Raw genomic sequence first — 20,843 nt, 5'->3', positions numbered from 1 at the left:
CTGGTGTTGCCCCCCTCCGGGGGGTGACGGCCGTCAGGCCGGCGCGGGGGGGCGCCGCAAGGCGCCGATGTGGCCGCGCAACTCATGGACGATGTCGGTGAACTGCGGCGTGTAGGTCACTTCGAGATCGCGCGTGCGCGGGATCTCGATCTCGCGCTTCACCACGAAGCGGCCCGGGCTCTTGCTCATGCAGTACACCGTGTCGGCCAGGAAAACGCTCTCGCGCAGGTCGTGCGTGACCAGGATGACGTTGAAGCGCTGCGCTTCCCAGAGGTCACGCAGCGTGCACCACAGCTCCTCGCGCGTGAAGGCGTCGAGTGCGCCGAAGGGCTCGTCGAGCAGCAGCATCTTGGGTTCGTGGATCAGCGCGCGGCAGATGCTGGCGCGCTGCTGCATGCCGCCCGACAGCTCCCAGGGAAACTTCTTCTCCATGCCGCCCAGGCCCACGCTGGTGAGCAGGCGGCTGGCGCGCGCTTCGAATTCCTTGCGGCGGTCCTTGAACTGGCTGCGAAAGGGTTCGACGATCTCCAGCGGCAGCAGCACGTTGTCGAGCGTGGTGCGCCAGGGCAGCAGCGACGGCGCCTGGAAGGCCATGCCCGAGATCTTCAGCGGACCGGTGACCGGCTGGCCGTCGATGGTGATCTTGCCCATGCTCGGCATCTTCAGGCCGGTGGTGAGCTTCATGAAAGTGGACTTGCCGCAGCCCGAAGGGCCGACGATGGCAATGAACTCGCCCTTCTTCACCTGGAGGTTGATGTCTTCGACGGCGAAGAGGTTCTTGGCCAGCAGGTCGTCGTTGTAGGCGAGCCAGACCTGGTCGAAATCGACAAAGGGTTTTTCGGTGGAGGGGGCGTCGGTCATGGGTCGGTCCGGAAAAAAGGCCAGCCGTCACGCAAGGACGCTGGCCCAGGCCAAGGAGGCAGGCGCGGTCCGCGCTTATTTCTTCGCGGGGGGCAGCACGTTGAGTTCGGCCGCGCTGGGCAGCATGGAGCCGTTCCACACCGCCTTGGGGTCCACGCGGTTCTTGGTGCCGTAGGCGTCGGACACCTGCGAGGCCATCAGCGCCATGCGGCCGGGGTTGATCTGGCCGAAGCCTTCCTTGCGCGCATCGGGGCTGGCGACCACCGAGTCCACGGCGAGCTGCAGGCGGCGCGTCTCCAGGGCCACGTTGATGATGCCGTCGCGCGCCTTGACGGTTTCGATGCCGGCGGCCGGGTTGGCCATGACCTCCTTGGCGCCCTTGGCGAAGGCGGCGAGGAAGGCCTTGACGGCGGCCGGGTTCTCCTTGATCAGCTTGGGGCTGGCGATCACCACGTTGCCATAGAGCTTCACGCCGTAGTCCGCGTAGGGCAGGATCACCACGTCTTCGGCCTTCACGCCGCGCGCTTCCAGGTTGAGCAGCGAGGTGAACGAGAAGCCGGTGATGGCGTCGATGTCACCGCGCACCAGCATGGTTTCGCGCAGCGGCGGGTCCATCGAAGTCCAGGCCACGTTGGTGACGGCGTTGGCCTTCTGGAAGATCGGGAAGGCCTTGCGGCCGGCGTCGAACACCGGGGCGCCGAGCTTCTTGCCGTTCAGGTCGGACGGCTTGGTGATGCCGCTCTTCTTGAGCGCCAGCACCGCCGCGGGCGTGTTGTTGTAGACCATCATCACGGCCACCGGCTTGTTGGGCGCATCCGGGTTGTTGGCGTGGAATTCCATCAGCGCGGCCATGTCGGCAAAGCCCATGTCGTAGGTGCCCGAGGCCACCCGCGTCACGGTGCCACCCGAGCCGTTGCCGGAGTCGATGGTCACGTCCAGGCCGGCGGCCTTGTAGTGGCCCTTGGCGGCCGATTGCAGGAACAGCGCGGCCGGCCCTTCAAAGCGCCAGTCGAGCTGGAACTTGATGGCGGTTTGTGCGTGGGCCGTGCCGAAAGCGGCTGCGGCGGCCAGGGCGGCGGTGGTCTGGATGAAGTGGCGCTTGTTCATGGGTTCTCCGGTCGGATGCGTTGAGGGCACAGGCAGACAGCCCGCGCACCCCAGCCACACAGCAAAAACGGTGCCAGCGGCGGGCGGTGGGAGCGGGCTGAACAGAAAATGTATATACAGATTCTTGGCGGTGCGGCGCCCGGCGTCATCCTGACTAACCCTGAAATGGTGCAATCGACCGCGTGGTCGCACCAAAAGAAGGCGGCATCGCACACGGAAAAGGGCCCGTGCGGCATGGCGCCACAGGGCCCTGGGGCGGGCGTTCGGGGGCTGCTTCAGCCGCGCGGGCTGGCGGCCGCGGCGAGCGCCGTCATGTTGAGCACGCGGCGCACCGTGGCCGCGGGCGTGAGGATGTAGGCCGTGCGCGCCACGCCCATCAGCACCGGGCCCACGGTCACGCCACCGCTGGTGGTGGTCTTGAGCACGTTGTAGAGGATGTTGGCGGCGTCCAGGTTCGGGCAGATCAGCAGGTTGGCCGAACCGCTGAGCGTGGAGTCGGCCATGTAGGCCTTGCGGATCTCCGGGTTCAGCGCCGCGTCGCCGTGCAGCTCACCGTCGCATTCGATGCCCGGGTGCTGTGCCACGAAGAGGTCGCGCGCGGCCCGCATCTTCCTGGCGGACGGGCGCTTGCTGGAGCCGAAGCTGGAATGCGAGAGGAAGGCCACCTTGGGCGGGATGCCGAAGCGCTGCACCTGCTGTGCGGCCATCCAGGCGATCTCGGCCAGCTGTTCGGCGCTCGGGTCTTCGTTGACGTAGGTGTCGGCGATGAACAGCGGGCCGCGGTCGGTCATGAGCGCGTTGACGGCAGCGTAGTTGCTCACGCCGGGCTGCTTGCCCAGGATCGCATCGATGCGCTCCAGGTGGGTGTTGTAGCTGCCCACCAGGCCGCAGATCAGCGCGTCCGCATCGCCCAGCGAGACCATCAGCGAACCGATGATGGTGTTGGAGCGGCGCACCGCGGCCTTGGCCACCTCGGGCGAGGCGCCGTTGCGGGCCATGAGCTTGTGGTACTGCTCCCAGTACTGGCGGAAACGCGGGTCGTCTTCGGGGTTGACGTTCTCCACGTCCACCCCCAGGCGGATGCGCAGGCCGGCTTTCTCGATGCGCGCGGCGATCACGGCGGGGCGGCCGATCAAGATGGGCTTGGCCAGGTTGTCGTCGATCGCCATCTGCGCGGCGCGCAGCGCGCGCTCGTCTTCGCCGTCGGCGTAGGCCACGCGCTTGCGGTTGTCGGGCAGGGCCTTGGCGGCGTTGAAGATCGGCCGCATGAGGATGCCGGTCTGGTAGACGAAACGCCCCAGGCTTTCCTTGTAGGCCTGCATGTCGGCGATCGGGCGCGTGGCCACGCCCGAGTCGGCGGCGGCCTGCGCCACGGCCGGCGCGATCTTCAGGATCAGGCGGGTGTCAAAGGCCTTGGGGATGATGTAGTCGGGGCCGAACACCAGCTCCTGGCCGGCGTAGGCGGCGGCCACCTCGTCGCTGATCTCGCTCTTGGTCAGGTCCGCGATCTGGTGCACGCAGGCCATCTTCATTTCTTCCGTGATCTTGGTGGCGCCGCAATCGAGCGCGCCGCGGAAGATGTACGGGAAACACAGCACGTTGTTGACCTGGTTCGGGTAGTCCGAACGGCCCGTGGCGATGATGCAGTCGGGCCGCGCGGCCTTGGCGATCTCGGGCCGGATCTCGGGCTCGGGGTTGGCCAGCGCCAGGATGATGGGCTGCCGGCCCATGCTGATCACCATGTCGGCGTCCACCACGCCCGCGGCGGAACAGCCGAGGAACACGTCGGCCCCGTTCATGGCGTCGGCCAAGGTGCGCGCGGTGGTGCTGCGGCAGTAGCGCTGCTTGGATTCATCGAGCTTGCCGGCGACAGCGTCGGCGCGCTCGGTGTGGATCACGCCTTTGGAGTCGCAGACCAGGATGTTTTCAATGTTGACACCCAGGTTGACCATCAGGTCCAGGCAGGCGATGGCCGCAGCGCCCGCGCCCGACACCGCCATCTTGATCTGGCCGATGTCCTTGCCCACGAGTTCCAGACCGTTGATCAGCGCCGAGCTGGAGATGATGGCCGTGCCGTGCTGGTCGTCGTGGAAGACCGGAATCTTCATGCGCTCGCGCAGCTTCTTTTCGATGTAGAAGCACTCGGGCGCCTTGATGTCTTCGAGGTTGACGCCGCCCAGCGTGGGCTCCAGCGCCGCGATGATGTCGACCAGCTTGTCCGGGTCGCGCTCGGCGAGTTCGATGTCGAACACGTCGATGCCGGCGAACTTCTTGAACAGGCAGCCCTTGCCCTCCATCACCGGCTTGCTCGCCAGCGGGCCGATGTCGCCCAGGCCCAGCACGGCGGTGCCGTTGGTGATCACACCCACCAGGTTGCCGCGCGAGGTGTATTCGGCGGCCAGCGACGGGTCGGCCTCGATCGCCAGGCAGGGGTAGGCCACGCCGGGCGAATACGCCAGCGACAGGTCGCGCTGGTTGGACAGCGGCTTGGTCGGGTTGACGGAAATCTTGCCGCGGTTGGGCGAGCGGTGGTACTCAAACGCGGCGTCGCGCAGGGCTTGTTCGGCGGGGGTCATGGTGTCTCCAGAATCGGGCCGCCCGGCTCGGGCGGGCGGTCATTGTGGCACGCGGTCGACCAGCGATCTGCTGGGACATTCCACAGAGGGGTCAGGCTGCCTGCAGCAGGTCGAGGAGCGTGCGCGCCACCACCTTGGTGGCGCGGCGCAGGTCCTCCAGCACCAGGTTCTCGTCGGCACGTTTGGCGTTGGATTCGCGCACCGTGCGTGGGCCGGCGCCGTAGATCACCCCGGGAATGCCGTGTTCGCCGTAGATGCGCACGTCGGTGTACAGAGGTGTGCCCACGGCCGGGATGGCCTCTCCGAACAGCTCGCTGGCGTGCTTCTGGAGCGCCGCGACCAGGGGCTTGTTGCCGGGCAGCGGCTTGAGCGCACGCGCCAGCAGGATGCGTTTGACATCCACGCTGATGGCGCGACCGCCGCGCGGAGGCTGGAAGCTGGCCGCCGCTTCTGCGATGGTGCGGCGCAGGGCGGCTTCCACCTCGATCGGGTCTTCCTCGGGGATCATGCGGCGGTCTACCTTGAGCACCACTTTGCCGGGGATCACGTTGGTGTTGGTGCCGCCGCTGATCTGGCCCACGTTGAGGTAGGGGTGGGTGATGCCCTCGACCTTCGAGGTGACCTTCAGGTAGTCGGCGTTGAGCGCGTACAGCGCGTTGAGGATGTGCACGGCGCCCTGCAACGCGTCGGTGCCGCTGTCGGGAATGGCGGCGTGGGCCATGTCGCCGTGCACCGTCACCTCCAGCTGCAGGCAGCCGTTGTGCGCCACCACCACCTGGTAGCTGAAACCGGCCGCGATCATCAGGTCGGGCTTGGTCAGGCCTTTGTCCAGCAGCCACGCGGGGCCGACTTCACCGCCGTACTCCTCGTCGTAGGTCACGTGCAGCTCGACGCCGCCTTTCAGAGGGGCACCCAGCGACTCCAGCGCGCGGATGGCGAATGTGAAGTTGGCGATGTCGCACTTGCTCACCGCCGCAGCGCGGCCGTAGATCTTGCCGTCCACGACCTCGCCACCGTACGGGTCGTGGGTCCAACCCTCGCCGGGCGGCACCACGTCGCCGTGCGCGTTGAGTGCGATGGTCTTGCCGCCACCACCGAAGCGGCGACGCACGATCAGGTTGGTGATGGTCTCCAGGCCGGCGGCTTTCACCTCGGCTTCGGGCACGGCGTGTTTTTCAGCGTTCAAACCCATGGCCGCCAGCAGCTCGGCCGTGCGCTCGGCGTGCGGCGTGTTGTTGCCGGGCGGTGTGTCGGTGGGCACGCGGATGAGTTCCTGCAGGAATTTCACCTCTTCGTCGAAATGGGCGTCAATCCAGGCGTCGAGTTGCTGTTGGGGTGTGGTCATGGGGCGATGAGGGGTGAGGGGTGAGGGCGTCGACAGGCTCGGCCCGAACGGTGAAGGGGGTGTCAGTGGCCCGCGGCGAGCTGGTCGAGCAGGAGCGAGAAGGCGCGCACGCACAGGTCCATGTCGTCGCTGGTGGTGGACTCGAGCGGGTTGTGGCTGATGCCGCTGTTGAGACCGCGCACGAACAGCATGGCCTGCGACATGACCTCATGCAGCTTCATGGCGTCGTGGCCGGCGCCACTGGGCAGGCGGTGCAGCGGCACGCCGAGCGAGGCCACGGCGGCTTCCCAGCGCGCCTGCCATTCGGGGGCGCTGGGCGCGGCGGCCGCGCGCATGGTCTCTTCGGCCCGAGAGCGCACGCCGCGGCGTGTGCAGATGGCCTGCAGCTGCGTGAGGATGTCGCGCGCCAGCGCATCGCGCTGCGCATCGTTCGGGGCCCGGATATCGAGCGAGAACCTGCAGGCGCCGGGCACCACGTTGATGGAGCCGTTGGGCACCTGCAGCATGCCGATGGTGGCGACCGAGTCGCCGTCGGCCGCGGCGCGCTGCTCGGCGAAGAGCGCGAGCTCGGCCACGGCGCAGGCGGCGTCGCGGCGGCGGTCCATGGGCGTGGTGCCGGCGTGGCTGGCCATGCCGATCACTTCGCCCAGGTAACGCACGCTGGCGTTGATGGAGGTGACGATGCCCAGCGGAAGATTCAGTTCGTTGAGCACCGGGCCCTGTTCGATGTGCACCTCGACAAAGCCGAGGTATTTCGACGGGTCGCGCTGCAGCGCCCCGATGGCGTCCAGCGTGGCGGGCAGGCCGGCGTGCTGCATGGCCGCGCGCATGGTGATGCCGCCGGCGTCCTGCTGGTCCAGCCAGGCGGGGTTGAAGTGACCCGTGAGCGCGCCCGAACCCAGGAAGGTGGCCTTGTAGCGCTGGCCTTCTTCTTCGGCGAAGCCCACGACCTCGATGGCGAACGGCAGGCGCCGGCCAGCTTGTTTCAGCTGCTGCACGCAGGCCATGGGCACGAAGATGCCCAGGCGCCCGTCGTACTTGCCGCCGTTGCGCACGGTATCAAAGTGGCTGCCGGTCAGCAGGCCGGGGGCATCGGGCGTGTGGCCGTGGTAACGGCCCACCACGTTGCCCACCGCGTCGATGCGCGCTTCATCAAACCCCAGCGCCAGCATCTGCCGCTGCAGCTGCGCCGCACAGGCCCGGTGCGCATCCGTCAGGTAGGTCACCGTGAGCTGGCCGAGCTCGGCATAGCCGGGGTCGGTGTGGCGCGCCAGGTCTTCGTGCCAGTCCCAGACCGCGTTGCCCAGCGCCGGCTCGAAGCCGAACTTGTCGTTCAGGCGGATCTCGGCGATGCGGTGGATGTGGCGCAGGCACTCGGCGCGCTCGAAGTCCACCGGGTGGTGCAGGCGGCGCTCGAAGGTGGCGATGATCTCCGCCTTGCTCAGGCCCGTTCCGCGAGGGCCGCGCACCGCGAGGATGAAGGGGAAACCATGCTTCGCGTTGTAGTCGGCATTGAGCTGCTGGATGTGCGCGAACTCCTCGGGTGTGCAGTTCGTCAGGCCGGCCTTGGTCTGCTCATTGGTGGACTCGGCGGTCAGTGACTGACTCACCATGGCCTTGCCCGCGAGCTCGGGGTGGGCGCGGATCAGCGCGAGTTGCGGTTCCACACCGGCTTCGGCCAGCACACGCACCATGGCGTGCTTCAGCGCGGCCAGTGACGCAAACGGGCGCTGCTTCAGGGCAGCCTCGGCGATCCAGGGGGAATGCTCGTACAGGCCGTCGAGCATCGACGCGGCCTCGGCCAGCGGCGCCGCGTTGAGTTGGTCCAGGGTGAAGGGCATGGCGGTTCAGGCGGCGTTGAGGGGGTGCGTGGCTTTCCAGTGCCGCGCGATGTCCAGGCGGCGCGCCACCCAGACCTTGTCGTGCGACTGGATGTGGTCCAGGAAGCGCTGCAGCGCGGTGATGCGACCGGGGCGGCCGAGCAGGCGGCAGTGCATGCCGATGCTCATCATCTTGGGGCGGTCCAGCCCGTCGGGGTTGCCCTCGGCGTAGAGCGCGTCGAAGGTGTCCTTCATGTACTGGAAGAACGGGTCGGCGTGTGAGTAGCCCTGGGGCAGCGCGAAGCGCATGTCGTTGCAGTCCAGCGTGTAGGGCACGATGAGCTGGTGCGTGTCCGTCCCGTCGCTCTTGCGCACCTTCATCCAGAACGGCAGGTCTTCGCCGTAGTAGTCGCTGTCGTACTCGAAGCCGCCGAAGTCGGCCACCAGGCGGCGCGTGTTGGGGCTGTCGCGGCCGGTGTACCAGCCCAGCGGCCGCTCGCCCGTGAGGCGCTGAATGATCGCCATGGCCTCGGCCATGTGGGCGCGCTCGGTGGCTTCGTCAACGTTCTGGTAGTGGATCCACTTCAGACCGTGGCAGGCGATGTCGCAGCCCAGTGCCTGGAAGGCCGCGGTCAGCTCGGGGTGTTTCTGCAGCGCGGTGGCCACGCCAAACACGGTGAGCGGCAGGCCGCGCTGTTCGAACTCCCGCAGGATGCGCCAGACCCCGGCCCGCGAGCCGTACTCGTAGATGCCTTCCATGCTGATGTGGCGCTCGGGGAACGACGCCGGGTTGAACATTTCCGAGAGGAACTGCTCCGAGCCCGCGTCGCCGTGCAGCACCGAGTTCTCGCCGCCCTCTTCGTAGTTCAGCACGAACTGCACCGCGATGCGTGCGCCATTCGGCCAGCGCGCGTGCGGCACATCTCGGCCATAGCCAACCAGGTCGCGGGGATAGGGAGCGGTGGAGTCGTAGATCATGAGGACAGCGCCATCGAGATGTCGTTGGACGGTAATTTGCGGTCGAAGGTCAGCCCTTCTTCCACGTGCATCAGGTGTTGATTCATTAGGCGCACGGCGCCTTCTTCGTCTTTCGCGGCCAGCGCCTTCACGATGGCGGCGTGCTCTTCGTTGGAGTGTTCGGCCGCGTTCGTGCTCTGGTACATCAGCGTGATGAGGGCGCAACGCGAGATCAGCTCACGCAAGAGTTCTGCCAGCACCTGGTTGCCCATGAGCTCGGCCATGCGCACGTGAAAGTCGCCCAGCAGCTCGGTGCGGCCGGGCACGTCCTGGTTGTCCACGGCCTGCTTTTCCTGCGCCACGTGCTCGCGCAGGGCCTTGATCTTGCTAGGGGTGACCTGGCGCACAAAAGCACGGGTCATCCCGGCTTCGAGCATGCGGCGCACGGCGAACACCTGCTTGGCTTCGTCCACCGACGGCGCCGCGACAAAGGCGCCGCGCGCGGGCTCCAGCCGGATCAGGCGGTTCTGCGAGAGCTGGAACAGGGCCTGGCGCACGAGGGTGCGCGACACGCCGAAGTGGTCAGCGAGCTTCTGCTCGGCCAGCTTGGTGCCCGGGTGCAACCGGTGCTCCACGATGGCCTTGGTCAGGGACTCGACGATCAAGCGGGTGCTGGAGGTTTCCATGCGGGCATCATAGTCAGAAAAACAAAAAGTGTATACACTTTCAGTCGACTGAATTCAACCTGGGAAAGATTATGGGCCTCAGCACACATGTTCTGGACACGATGAATGGCTGCCCTGCGGCGGGCATGGCGGTCGAGCTTTACACCACCGACGGCGACGTGGCCACGCTGGTGAAGCGCTTCGCGCTCAACGCCGACGGCCGCAACCCGGACGGGCCGCTCTACGACAACGCGAGTCTGAGAAAAGGCACCTACCGGCTGGTGTTTGACGTGAAGGGCTACTTCGCGGCCCAGGGCGTGGTCTTGCCCGAGCCGAACTTCCTCAACCGTGTGGCGCTGGACTTCGGCGTGGCGCACACCGACCAGCACTACCACGTGCCGCTGCTGGTGAGCCCGTGGAGCTATTCGACTTATAGAGGCAGCTGACGCTGCACCCCCCGCAAGATATGGCTCCCCCCGCGCCGCCTGCGGCGTCACCCCCCAGGGGGCGGCACTGGCCGTCCGGCAAAGCCGGCCCGGCGGTGCCCTGGGTCAAACTCCCTCTCCGGCGTGAGGTGCCTTCGCCCAGAACGCGGCGGAACCGGCTTTGCCGGGCCGCACCGCGTTGCCCCCTTGAGGGGGTCGCGCGCAGCGCGGTGGGGGTGTTACTTGCTTCTTTGTCCTTCGGTCAACGTGTCGAGCTGGAAGTTGCCGCTCTTGTCCCAGAGCCACACCTCGGTGTAGGTCACGCCGCCGAGGCGCACCGGGGCGGGGAAGGGGGCGGCGTCGTGCACCGTGCGTTCGATTTCCTGCACCACATCGGGCGCGTGGCTGGGCGCCCGCATCCAGTTGAGGCGCCGCACCAAGCCCCGGTTGTCGAGCTCGACCTGGAGCACGCCGACCGCGTGCATCAGCGGCGGCATCTTGCCTTTGAAAATGCGGTGGGCGTTCTTGCCGTAGAGGTGGCGGGCGCCGTCCTGACGGTAGTCGCGCGGGGTGATCGCCTCAGACACCAGGGTCGGCGGTGGGAGGGAAGGTTCCGCGATGGGGGCTTCGATCACCGGGGGCAGGTCGGGCAACGATGCGTCGGGCGCCGGGGGTTTGGGCGCCGCGCAAGCCACCAGCAGCATGGCGGTACAGACCGCCAGCAGGCCCGCCGTGCGCCGGAGCGCCGATGGCCAGACGGCTGAGAACGAGGGTGCGGTCGGTGATGTGCTCATGGCGGTCCTTCGATGGGGTTTTCCTGGCGGCACGGCCCTGCGGGAAGGCCGCCGGCCGTCCCGACCCGGAGCCATACGGGCAGAGAGATGAAGTGTATGGGGCTTTGCCCATCCCCCCTAGCGGGGTGCCGGTGGATACTGCGCGCTCGCGTTCAAGTTGACGTTTCCTTACCGATTGTTCGGCAATCACGCCACACCTGCCCATGGAACTGGAGTTTTTTCTACAGCGCCTGTCCGTTGAGGCCGCCGTCCTGGTGACCGTGGTGCAGGCGCGCGGCTCGGTGCCGCGCGAGGTCGGCGCCTGGATGGCAGTCTGGCCCCTGGGGCAGCTCGGCACCATCGGCGGTGGCCACCTGGAATGGGACGCCTTGCGCCGGGCGCGGGAGCGCCTGGTCTCGGGTGAAGGCAGTGCCTGGGAGCACAGCATCACGCTCGGCCCCAGCCTCGGGCAGTGCTGCGGCGGCGCGCTGCGGCTGCGTTTCGAGCCCGTGGGGCCTGCGCAGGTGGCGGCGCTGCGGGAGCGGCTGGCGCCCGCCCTGATGCCGCTGGCGCTGTTTGGGGGGGGGCACGTGGGGCGGGCGATTGTGCAGGCGCTGCAGCCCCTGCCGTTTGCCGTGCGCTGGATCGACAGCCGCGACGGTGTGTTTCCCGAACCGCCGCCGGCAGGGGGTCAGATCGAGCACGCCGACCCCGTGCAGTCGGCGGTGCGCGAGCTGCCCCGTGGCGCGATGGTGCTGATCATGAGCTTCTCCCATGCCGAAGACCTCGACATCGTGGCCGCCTGCCTGCAGCGCCAGCGCGCGCAGGCCGACCTGCCCTTCGTGGGGCTGATCGGCAGCCGCACCAAATGGGCGACGTTCCGGCGGCGCTTGTCGGAACGTGGTTTCGCAGACCGCGAGCTGGACCGCATCACCTGCCCCATCGGGCTGCCGGGCATCGTGGACAAAGCCCCGGCCGTCATCGCGGCGGCGGTCGTGGCGCAGTTGTTGCTTGTTCGTGACGCCGCCGCCCCGGCCTGAGCCGCGGTCGTCTGGGGGTTTTCACGGGCTCGTCTGTTTTCAAAAAGTGTATACACTTTGAGGTCTGGTCGCAGCGGAGCTGGGTGTCTTTCTGGTGAAAGCACGCCATCGCGGCCCTCAGTGAACTCAGAACGCCCGCGGTGGTGAGTTGCAAACCCTGACGGCCGGGTCCGTCATGTTGAGGTGCCATGGAAACCTACCTGCTCGATTGGGCCAACCTGCTGGTGCGCTGGCTGCACGTGATCGTCGCCATCGCCTGGATCGGCTCTTCCTTCTATTTCGTCTTTCTCGACAGCAGCCTCACGCCGCCCGAGGACGAACAGCTGAAAAAAGACGGCGTCAGCGGCGAGCTCTGGGCCGTGCACGGCGGCGGCTTCTACCACCCGGTGAAATTCGCGGGCGCCCCGCCGAAGCTGTCCGAGCACCTGCACTGGTTCTACTGGGAAAGTTATTCCACCTGGCTGTCGGGCTTCGCGCTGTTCCTCGTCTCCTACCTCTGGAGCCCCAGCGTCTATCTCATCGACCCGCGCATCATGGAATGGAGCCCCGCGGGCGCGATTGCCGCCGCGCTGGCGTTCCTGGTGGTGTTCTGGCTGCTGTACGACGCCATCTGCCGCACACTGGGCCAGAGCAAGAACGGCGACGCCAAGGTCGGCGCGCTGGTGCTGGTGCTGGTCTGCATCGCCGCCTACGCCGCCACACAGATGTTCGCGGGGCGCGCCGCCTTCCTGATCGTGGGGGCCATGCTCGCCACGACCATGAGCGCCAACGTGTTCTTCTGGATCATCCCCGGCCAGCGCACCGTGGTGGCCGACATGAAAGCCGGGCGTCCGATCGACCCGATCCACGGCCAGCGTGGCAAGCAGCGCAGCGTGCACAACACCTACTTCACGCTGCCGGTGCTGTTTGCCATGTTGAGCAACCACTACAGCTTCACCTACGCGAACGAACACAACGGGGTGGTGCTGATCGGCATGATGTTTGCCGGCGCCGCCATCCGCCAGTTCTTCGTCATGCGCCATGGTTTCAAGCTCGGTCGCAACGCCCACCCCTGGCCCTACGCCGCCGTGGGCGTGGTGGTGCTGCTGGCGCTGATTGTCTGGCTCAGGCCCGCGCCGGTGGCTGCGGTGGCCGTGCCCGACTCGGTGAGCTACGCCGAACTCAAGCCGGTGATCGAGCAGCGCTGCGTCATGTGCCACGGCGAAGCGCTGCAGTCCAAGGGGGTGAGGCTGGACTCTGCCGGTGCGGTGAAACAGCACGCCCAGATGGTCTACCAGCAGGTCGTGGTCATGAAGCTCATGCCCATGAACAACGCCACCGGCCTGACCGACGCCGAGCGCGCGCTGTTTTCCAAGTGGTTTGAGGGTGGTGCACGGGTGGAGTGACCGCGGTGCCGAGCGGCGACGATGATCTGCGGTAACCTCGGTGCCGCCGTCACAACCACCCCTCCAGCACCATGAAAACCAAAGCCGCCGTCGCCTGGAAAGCAGGCCAGCCCCTGACCATCGAAACCGTGGACCTCGAAGGCCCGAAATTCGGCGAAGTGCTGGTCGAGATCAAGGCCACCGGCATCTGTCATACCGACTACTACACGCTCTCGGGCGCCGACCCCGAAGGCATCTTCCCCGCCATCCTCGGCCACGAAGGCGCGGGCATCGTGGTCGACGTGGGCCCCGGCGTGACCTCGCTCAAGAAGGGCGACCACGTGATCCCGCTCTACACGCCGGAATGCCGCCAGTGCAAGTTCTGCCTGAGCCGCAAGACCAACCTCTGCCAGCTGATCCGCGGCACGCAGGGCAAGGGCCTGATGCCCGACGCCACCAGCCGCTTCAGCATGGACGGCAAGCCCCTCTTCCACTACATGGGCACCAGCACTTTCAGCAACTACACCGTGGCCGCTGAAATCTCGCTGGCCAAGATCCGCGAAGACGCCCCGTTCGACAAGGTCTGCTACATCGGCTGCGGCGTCACCACCGGCATCGGCGCTGTGATCTTCACCGCCAAGGTGGAGGCGGGCGCCAACGTGGTCGTGTTCGGCCTCGGCGGCATCGGCCTGAACGTGATCCAGGGCGCGAAGATGGTGGGCGCCGACAAGATCATTGGCGTGGACCTGAACCCCGCGCGCGAAGCCATGGCCCGCAAGTTCGGCATGACGCACTTCATCAACCCCAAGGACCACGCCAACGTCGTTGACGCCATCGTGCAACTCACCGACGGCGGCGCCGACTACAGCTTCGAGTGCATCGGCAACACGAAGGTGATGCGCGACGCGCTGGAGTGCACACACAAGGGCTGGGGCCGCAGCATCATCATCGGCGTGGCCGAGGCCGGCGCCGAGATCAGCACGCGTCCGTTCCAGCTGGTCACCGGCCGCAAGTGGGAAGGCTCGGCCTTCGGCGGCGCACGCGGCCGCACCGACGTGCCCAAGATCGTCGACTGGTACATGGAAGGCAAGATCAACATCGACGACCTCATCACCCACAAGCTCAAGCTCGAAGACATCAACAAGGGGTTCGACCTGATGAAGAGCGGTGAGTCGATCCGGTCGGTCGTCGAGTATTGAGCCCACCCCCATCGCCCGCTCACTGCGTGTAGCGGGGTCCGCCCCTCAAGGGGCAACGCTGGCGGCCCGGCGGAGCCGGTTCCACGGCGTTCTGGGGAATTTCCCTTCTGACTTCGAACAACTCTGGTGCTTCCATGTCTTCTTTATTCGACCGCCTTGAACTGGTCAGCGAACACGGCAGCTTCGGTGGCGTGCAGCGCTTCTACAAACACGCATCGGGCGAGATCGGCCTGCCGATGCGTTTCGCGCTGTTCCTGCCGCCGCAGGCGCTGGCCGGGCAAGCGGTGCCGCTGCTCACCTTCCTCGCGGGGCTGACCTGCACCGAAGAAACCTTCACCATGAAGGCCGGGGCGCAGCGTGTGGCGGCCCAGCTCGGGCAGGCCTTGCTGATGCCCGACACCAGCCCGCGCAACACCGGCGTGGACAGTGAAGACCACCACTGGGACTTCGGCGTGGGCGCAGGGTTCTACCTGGACGCCACGCAGGCACCCTGGTCGGGCCACTGGTGCATGGAGAGCTACCTGCTCAAGGAACTGCTGCCGGCCGTGACGGCAGCGTTCAACCTGGACAACAAACGGCAGGGCCTGTTCGGCCACTCCATGGGCGGCCACGGTGCGCTCACCCTCGCGCTGCGCCACCCGGGCGTGTTCCAGAGCCTGTCGGCGTTCGCGCCCATCTGCGCGCCCACGAAGTGCCCCTGGGGTCACAAGGCGTTCACCGGTTACCTGGGGCAGGACGAGAGCACCTGGGCGGCACACGACGCGAGCCTGCTGATGGCGCAGCAAGCGTCCGCACCGTACGCCGGCGGCATCCTGATCGACCAGGGCCTGGCCGACAAATTCCTCGCCGAGCAGCTGTACCCCGAAGCGTTTGAGGCGGCCTGCGCGCAGGCCGGCCAGCCGCTGACGCTGCGCCGCCACGCCGGCTACGACCACGGCTACTATTTCATCAGCAGCTTCATCGAAGACCACCTGCGCCACCACGCGACGGCGCTGGGGTGAACCGGGAAGATGAGCCGAGCGCTGCAGCGCGCTTCAGCCCTTCTCCCAGATCACCAGACTGCCCGAGGCCTCCCAGGCCTCGTAGTGTTTCGCGTACAGGTCTTCGATGCGGTTGCGCTTGACCTTGAAGGTGGGCGTGATCACGTCGTTGTCCACCGTCCAGGCGGTGGTGGTCACCACCAGGCACTGCAGCCGCTCGTGCGGGTCCAGCGTCGCGTTGATCGCCTTGACGTGTTGGGCCAGCGAGGCCTCCAGATCGGCACGACCGGCCGTGTCTTTGGCCTTGGCGGCGAAGTCGGCGTTGAGCATCACGATGCCCAGCGGCTGGCCCAGGTTGGCGCCGGTGACCACGCAGGCCTCCACCGCTTCGTGCATGACCAGCTTGTCTTCGATGGGCGCGGGCGCCACGTACTTGCCCTTGCCGGTCTTGAACAGGTCTTTCACCCGGCCGGTGATGCGCAGCAGGCCCTGCGCGTCGATGGCGCCCTTGTCGCCGGTCTTGAGCCAGCCGTCGGGTGTGAAGACCTCGGCGGTCTTCTCGGGCTCCTTGTAGTAGCCCATCATCAGCGCCTGGCTGCGCATCTGGATCTCGCCGGTCGCGGGGTCGAGGCGATGCTCCACGCCGGGGTAGGTCGGCCCCACGGTGCCTTGCTGGTTCTGGCCCTGCACGGTGATGTGCGAGAGCGCGAGGTTCTCGGTCATGCCGTAGCCCTCGTTGATGTCCTGGCCCAGATGGCTGTACCAGGTCAGCAGTGCGTGCGGCATGGGCGCCGCGCCGCCAGCAGCAAACGTGCACTGGTCCAGGCCGAGGGCCTTTTTCACCTTGCGCCGCACGAGGCCACCGATGATCGGGATGCCCAGCAGCCGGTTGAGCTTGGCCGGCGGCATCTTGTGGTGGATGCCCTGCTGGAACTTGACCCAGAGGCGCGGCACCGAGAAGAACACCGTGGGCCTCGCACGCTGCAGGTCGGCCGCGAAGGTGTCCAGTGACTCGGCGAAATAGACGTGCATGGCCGTGCGCAGCCAGCCATGCTCCACCAGCATGCGCTCGACCACGTGGGCCAGCGGCAGGTAGGACAGCATGCGGTCGTCGCCGCTGAGCGGGATGCGCTGGATGCCCCGGTCCAGCGCCCAGGCGAAGTTGCCGAAGGAGTGCATCACGCCCTTGGGCATGCCGGTGGTGCCCGAGGTGTAGATCAGCGTGGCCAGCTCGTCTTCGGCCCGCACGGGCGACCCCTGCAGCGGCTGGGTGCGCGCGATGACCGTGTCCCATCCCTCGTAAGCGGCCACTGCGTCGTCCGGCGACAGCGGGTAGCTCAGGCAGGGCAGACCCGCGGGCACGCCGGGCTTCATGTGCGCCCAGCCGTCGAGCTTGCCGATGAAGCAGGCCTTGCTTTCGCTGTGTGTGAGGATCTGAGTGATGGTCTCGGGCGCGAGCGTGGGGTACAGCGGCACCGACACATAACCCGCCATCCAGATGGCCAGGTCGCTCATCATCCACCAGGCGCAGTTCTTCGAGAGGATCGCCACCTTCGAACCGGGCGCCCAGCCTTGCGCCTGAAGGTGGGCCGCCATGCGCCGACTCTGGTCGGCCACCTGGGCCCAGGTGAAGTCCTGCACGGCGCCGCCGCCCATGGGCTGGGTCAGGGCCACCCGCGACAGGGCGGTCTTCTCCCAGTGGTACAGGCGTTGCAGGGCAAGGTAGTCGGGTGAAATCTTGGTCATGCGGGTCTCCAGGTGAATGCCGGAATCTACCGGGCCTGACCGGTGTTCGGGCAGCGGGCTTTCCCGCGTGCTCTCTAGAGCGTGCACTCCAGTTTGGTGCGCAGCCCTGATCTGGATCAACGATGGCATGGGCCGTGTACAGGCCAGAAACTCAATGCTCTGGCGGGTTCGACAGGTACCGCTGGCAGACATGGCGGGCCGTCGCCACGTAGCGATGGCTGCGTTCCCGTGCGCCTTCTTCGCCCAGACGGGGCACGATCCACCCGACGTAGGTCACGGCCCGCAACGCCAGGAACAGGTCGAGCGAGCGGGTGTCGATGGACCTCACGCTCAGGTAGCCCTGCAGCAGAGCCTCTTTGAGCTGGGAGAAATGGGGCAGGTCCAGAAACTTGAGCAGCGTGGTGGCGAGATCGAACACCCGATAGCCCCATCCCCCATCGTCGAAGTCCAGGATCCCCATCCGCCCATCGCTGATCAGCACGTTTTCGCGAACGAGGTCGGCATGGATCAGGCCGCGGTCGAGGCCAGCGTCCATCTGGCGCAGGTCTTGCGCTGCCCGGGTTCTGAAAGCCTCAAACAAGGCCGTGTCTTCGGCAGACAGCCCGGGATGCGCCCAGAAGCGCCCCCAGAGTGGTGCCTCACCCACCAGCCCTTCGGCGTCCCAGGCGACGCGCGAAAATTCAGCCGGTTTGACCCAGGCATCGGAAGCCGCATGGAACAGCGCCATGTCCCGACCCAGGTGCTGGAACAGCACTTGCGCGTCGGCGTCGGAGCAGCCGCTCAGCAGCGTGCCCAGGGTCTGGCCGGGCAGCCAGGTCAGCAGATCGACCAGATGGCCGTCCGCCTGTTCGAGCAACTGCCCCTTGAGCGAAGGAACCGGTCTCGGCACCAGAATCCCCGCTCGATCCAGCGCCGCCATCCACTGCAATTCGGATTCGAGTTCGATGCGGGTCCGGTAGCCGGGGCGCTTGATGCGCAGGGCATGGTCGCCAGAGGCGTCGGTGACCCGGTAGACCTGGTTTTCCCGACCGGCGATGAACTGCAGGCGCGCACCACCCAGGCCCCATTCGGCGGCCGCCGCCTTGGCGAGGTCCGTCATGACTGAGGCGCCAGCTCGGCCAGCACCTCGTCCAGCGTCTGCACCAGCAGGCCCAGGTGTTCTTCCGAGAAGGTCATCGGCGGGCGGATCTTGAGGGTGTTCTTGTGCCGCCCCAGCTTGGACAGCAGCACGCCCCGCTCGCGCATCGCCTCCACCACCTGATCGGCGAAGCCCGAGGCGGGCTCCTGCGTGGCCTTGTCCTTCAGGAACTCGACGCCAAACACCATGCCGCTCTGGCGGACGTCGCCGATGACGCCGTGCTTGCTGGCCAGTTCGGCCAGCGCCTTCGCGGCCAGGGCGCCGATCTTTGCTGCATTGGCCTGCAGCTTGCGCTGCTGAATCTCTTCCAGCACGGCCATGGCGGCGGCGCAGGCCACGGGGTTGCCACCAAAGGTGTTGAAGTAGCGGTAGGAGTTCCGGAAGCGCTCCATCACCTCCGGCCGCGTGACCAGACCCGCCACCGGGTAGCCGTTGCCCATGGGTTTGCCCATGGTCACCACATCGGGCGTCACGCCCTGTTTCTGGTGGGCCCAGAAGTGGCTGCCGCTGCGCGCGAAGCCCGACTGCACCTCGTCGCAGATCAGGAAACCGCCAGCCTCGCGGACCACCTGCTCGGTCGCGCGCAGCCAGCCGGGGGCCTGGTCGGGGAAGCCTTCATTGAGGAACAGCGGACACACGATCAGTGCCGCGAAGCCGATGCCCGAGCGCTCATGCTCAGCAATCTGTTCCTGCACCTTGGCCGCAAAGCGCAGCCCCTGGGGGTCGTCGATGCGCAAGCTGTCGGGCGCCTCGACATGGCGCACGTACTGGTCAAGCCCGTAGCCGTATTTCGGCGCATTGCCGGTCGACAGTTGGCTGACCAGGCTGGTGTTGCCGTGGTAGGTGGCATCGGTGGCGATCACACCCCGCTTGCCGGTCATGGCCTCTGCCATACGCAGCGCGATGTCGTTGGCCTCGGAACCGGTGCAGGTCAGCAAGGCGTTGGACAGCTCGCCGCCATAGGTGGACGTCAGCTTCTCAACGTAGTTCACCAGGTTCTCGTGCAGGTAGCGGCTGTGCACATTGAGCTGCGCGCTCTGCGAACAGATCGCTTCGACCACCCTGGGGTTGCAGTGCCCAACGTGCGGCACGTTGTTGTAGCAGTCGAGGTAGCGACGACCTTCCGCGTCCCACAGCCACACGTCCTCGCCCTTCACGATGTGGACCGGTCGTTTGTAGAAGGTGGAGACATTCGGCCCGAGAAGAGAGCGCCTTCTCTCCATCAATTCGGTTTCATTCATTGCAGATTCCATCAAAACAGCCAACCAGAAAAAACGAGTTCTGGCGCCGCCGGCGCCAGAACTTCTTCAGCCAACGCCGGACCTCAGGAGATCACGTCCTGGATCAGGCCCTTGTTTTCCTTGTGGCGAACGATCGCGAAGGCATAGCCCACCACCAGTACACCGAACGGCAACAGCGCCATGAACCAGCCCAGACCATTCATGGCCCAGGAGGTGGTCGTCGGGTCCAGGCCTTCAGCGACCGCCCCCGTCAACAGGCCGAACCGCGCCAGCAGAAGGTAGAGCCCGACCGACAGGCCAACGGTGGCCAGCACCGGCGCAATCAGCGACTGAAAAATGTTCGCGTCACCGGGCACGCGGCGGAACCAGGCGATCACCGCCAGGCAGACCAGGATCTCGATCAGCAGGATCGAGACCACCGCCAGACCGGAGAACCAGAAGAACATGTTGAGGATGGGGTCCAGGCCCGCCACCGCAAAGAGGGCGATCACGGCGGCGGTGATCACGGACACGATGATCGAACCGGCCGATGGTGCACCGCGCCGGTTGACCCGGGCCACCGCGGCGGGCAAGGTGCCGCCGCGGCCCAGGGCAAACAGGTAGCGCGCGGCGGAGTTCTGGAACGCCAGCATGGCAGCAAACAGACTCGAGAGCACCAGGCTCTTCATCAGCGCGGACAGCCAGTCACCCACATACTGGCCCGCCAGCGTGAACAGCACGTTGGCGGGGTTGACCAGGGGCGCGCCGTCGACCGACGACAGCTCGACCACACGGTCCATCACCTTGCCAGCACCGAGGCCACTGACCACGGCGAACGAGGTGAAGGCGAACAGGACGGTGATCAGCACCACCGCGACATACGTCGCCAGCGGCACGGTGCGCTTGGGGTCGATCGATTCTTCGCCGTAGATGGCGGTGGCTTCGAAGCCCACGAAAGAGGCGAACGCGAAGGCCAGCGCGATGCCGGCGGAACCCGACAGACCACCCGCCAGGATGTTGGCCGGGCTGAAGGACGCCGCAAAATTCCAGCCCTCCGGCCCACCCTGCAGGAAGATCGCCACCGCCGTGACCACCAGGCTCAGGAGCTCCAGCCCCATCAGCAGACCCAGCACGTGCGCACCCACGTCCACGCTGCGCAGCGACAGCCAGGTCACCGCCGCCCAGGCCACCAGGGACCATCCCCACCAGGGCAGCCCCCCGACCTGCTCGGCCATCAGGCCGCCGAAGAAGCCGAAGATCGACAGGTGGATGGCCAGGTAGGCCAGCAGGGAAACGAAAGCCGAGCCCACGCCCAGGTGCAAGCCCATGCCGCGACCGATGTACGCGAAGAACGCGCCCGAGTTGGTCACCTGGTGGCTCATGGCGGCGTAGCCCACGCTGAACAGCAGCAGGATCAGACCCGCCAGCAGGTAGGCGCCCGGCGCTGCGGCGCCATTGCCCAGCAGGATGGCGGCAGGCAGTGCACCGGTCATGCCCACCAGCGGCGAGGCGGCGGCGACCACGAAGAAGACGATGCCGATCACGCCCAGGCGACCGGAGCGCAGGGACTGTTCTGCGCCCGGGGCGGGCCCGGACGATGCAAGTGAAGTGGAAGCGGTTTTCATGG

At 66.8% G+C, this 20,843-nt stretch carries 17 protein-coding genes; 5 read left to right on the top strand and 12 right to left on the bottom strand.

Translation table 11 applies throughout. From position 1 onward, the window contains the following. Positions 1-33 precede the first annotated feature (33 nt). From IM738_RS16645 to IM738_RS16615, 7 genes are all read right to left on the bottom strand, one after another. On the bottom strand, positions 34-861 hold the full coding sequence (locus tag IM738_RS16645; protein WP_236962160.1) for an ABC transporter ATP-binding protein: 828 nt from the start codon (positions 859-861) through the stop codon (positions 34-36). Between the two features lie 75 nt (positions 862-936). Then, on the bottom strand, positions 937-1,968 hold the full coding sequence (locus IM738_RS16640; protein ID WP_236962159.1) for an ABC transporter substrate-binding protein: 1,032 nt from the start codon (positions 1,966-1,968) through the stop codon (positions 937-939). 275 nt (positions 1,969-2,243) lie between these two features. Further along, positions 2,244-4,544 (bottom strand): NADP-dependent malic enzyme, encoded by a 2,301-nt coding sequence (locus tag IM738_RS16635; RefSeq protein WP_236962158.1) that lies wholly within the window; start codon positions 4,542-4,544, stop codon positions 2,244-2,246. 91 nt (positions 4,545-4,635) lie between these two features. Then, positions 4,636-5,889, bottom strand: a complete 1,254-nt coding sequence (locus IM738_RS16630; protein WP_236962157.1) for a M20 family metallopeptidase — start codon at positions 5,887-5,889, stop codon at positions 4,636-4,638. Between the two features lie 62 nt (positions 5,890-5,951). Beyond that, positions 5,952-7,730 carry a 2-oxo-4-hydroxy-4-carboxy-5-ureidoimidazoline decarboxylase gene (gene uraD, locus IM738_RS16625; RefSeq protein ID WP_236962156.1) on the bottom strand — a complete coding sequence of 593 codons (1,779 nt, stop codon included), beginning with the start codon at positions 7,728-7,730 and terminating at the stop codon, positions 5,952-5,954. Between the two features lie 6 nt (positions 7,731-7,736). After that, the gene (gene puuE, locus IM738_RS16620) at positions 7,737-8,687 is read right to left on the bottom strand and encodes an allantoinase PuuE (RefSeq protein ID WP_236962155.1); all 951 of its coding nucleotides are present in this window, start codon (positions 8,685-8,687) and stop codon (positions 7,737-7,739) included. After that, a complete protein-coding gene (locus tag IM738_RS16615) occupies positions 8,684-9,352 on the bottom strand; it encodes a GntR family transcriptional regulator (RefSeq protein WP_236962154.1) in 669 nt (222 codons plus the stop codon). The genes puuE and IM738_RS16615 overlap by 4 nt, the downstream gene beginning before the upstream one ends. Before the next feature lie 71 nt (positions 9,353-9,423). On the opposite strand from IM738_RS16615, the gene uraH reads away from it, so the two are divergent. Continuing rightward, complete coding sequence (uraH, locus tag IM738_RS16610) at positions 9,424-9,777, top strand: hydroxyisourate hydrolase (RefSeq protein ID WP_236962153.1); 354 nt, start codon at positions 9,424-9,426, stop codon at positions 9,775-9,777. A 218-nt stretch (positions 9,778-9,995) separates the two neighbouring features. Here uraH and IM738_RS16605 read toward each other — a convergent pair whose 3' ends face one another. After that, positions 9,996-10,550 (bottom strand): hypothetical protein, encoded by a 555-nt coding sequence (locus IM738_RS16605; protein WP_442908435.1) that lies wholly within the window; start codon positions 10,548-10,550, stop codon positions 9,996-9,998. 203 nt (positions 10,551-10,753) lie between these two features. Here IM738_RS16605 and xdhC point away from each other — a divergent pair, with 203 nt between their 5' ends. The 4 genes from xdhC to fghA all read left to right on the top strand — a co-directional run bounded on the left by xdhC (position 10,754) and on the right by fghA (position 15,133). Then, complete coding sequence (gene xdhC, locus IM738_RS16600) at positions 10,754-11,569, top strand: xanthine dehydrogenase accessory protein XdhC (RefSeq protein ID WP_236962152.1); 816 nt, start codon at positions 10,754-10,756, stop codon at positions 11,567-11,569. A gap of 188 nt (positions 11,570-11,757) precedes the next feature. Next, positions 11,758-12,954, top strand: a complete 1,197-nt coding sequence (locus tag IM738_RS16595) for a urate hydroxylase PuuD (protein WP_236962151.1) — start codon at positions 11,758-11,760, stop codon at positions 12,952-12,954. Between the two features lie 71 nt (positions 12,955-13,025). After that, a complete protein-coding gene (locus IM738_RS16590; protein ID WP_236962149.1) occupies positions 13,026-14,132 on the top strand; it encodes an S-(hydroxymethyl)glutathione dehydrogenase/class III alcohol dehydrogenase in 1,107 nt (368 codons plus the stop codon). 134 nt (positions 14,133-14,266) lie between these two features. After that, positions 14,267-15,133 carry an S-formylglutathione hydrolase gene (gene fghA / locus IM738_RS16585; RefSeq protein ID WP_236962147.1) on the top strand — a complete coding sequence of 289 codons (867 nt, stop codon included), beginning with the start codon at positions 14,267-14,269 and terminating at the stop codon, positions 15,131-15,133. A gap of 33 nt (positions 15,134-15,166) precedes the next feature. Here the strand turns inward: fghA and IM738_RS16580 are convergent, their stop codons facing one another. The 4 genes from IM738_RS16580 to IM738_RS16565 all read right to left on the bottom strand — a co-directional run bounded on the left by IM738_RS16580 (position 15,167) and on the right by IM738_RS16565 (position 20,841). After that, entirely contained in the window at positions 15,167-16,858 is a 1,692-nt protein-coding gene (locus IM738_RS16580; RefSeq protein ID WP_236962145.1) for an AMP-binding protein, read from the bottom strand. Positions 16,859-17,009: 151 nt separating this feature from the next. Further along, complete coding sequence (locus tag IM738_RS16575) at positions 17,010-17,957, bottom strand: phosphotransferase enzyme family protein (protein WP_236962142.1); 948 nt, start codon at positions 17,955-17,957, stop codon at positions 17,010-17,012. Next, positions 17,954-19,237 carry an aspartate aminotransferase family protein gene (locus IM738_RS16570; protein ID WP_236962140.1) on the bottom strand — a complete coding sequence of 428 codons (1,284 nt, stop codon included), beginning with the start codon at positions 19,235-19,237 and terminating at the stop codon, positions 17,954-17,956. The genes IM738_RS16575 and IM738_RS16570 overlap by 4 nt, the downstream gene beginning before the upstream one ends. An 83-nt stretch (positions 19,238-19,320) precedes the next feature. Next, on the bottom strand, positions 19,321-20,841 hold the full coding sequence (locus tag IM738_RS16565; RefSeq protein WP_236962138.1) for an APC family permease: 1,521 nt from the start codon (positions 20,839-20,841) through the stop codon (positions 19,321-19,323). Positions 20,842-20,843 lie beyond the last annotated feature (2 nt).

The organism is Hydrogenophaga sp. SL48, from assembly GCF_021729865.1.
Taxonomy (GTDB): Bacteria; Pseudomonadota; Gammaproteobacteria; order Burkholderiales; family Burkholderiaceae_C; genus Hydrogenophaga.
This window is presented reverse-complemented; position numbering and strand designations above follow the sequence as displayed.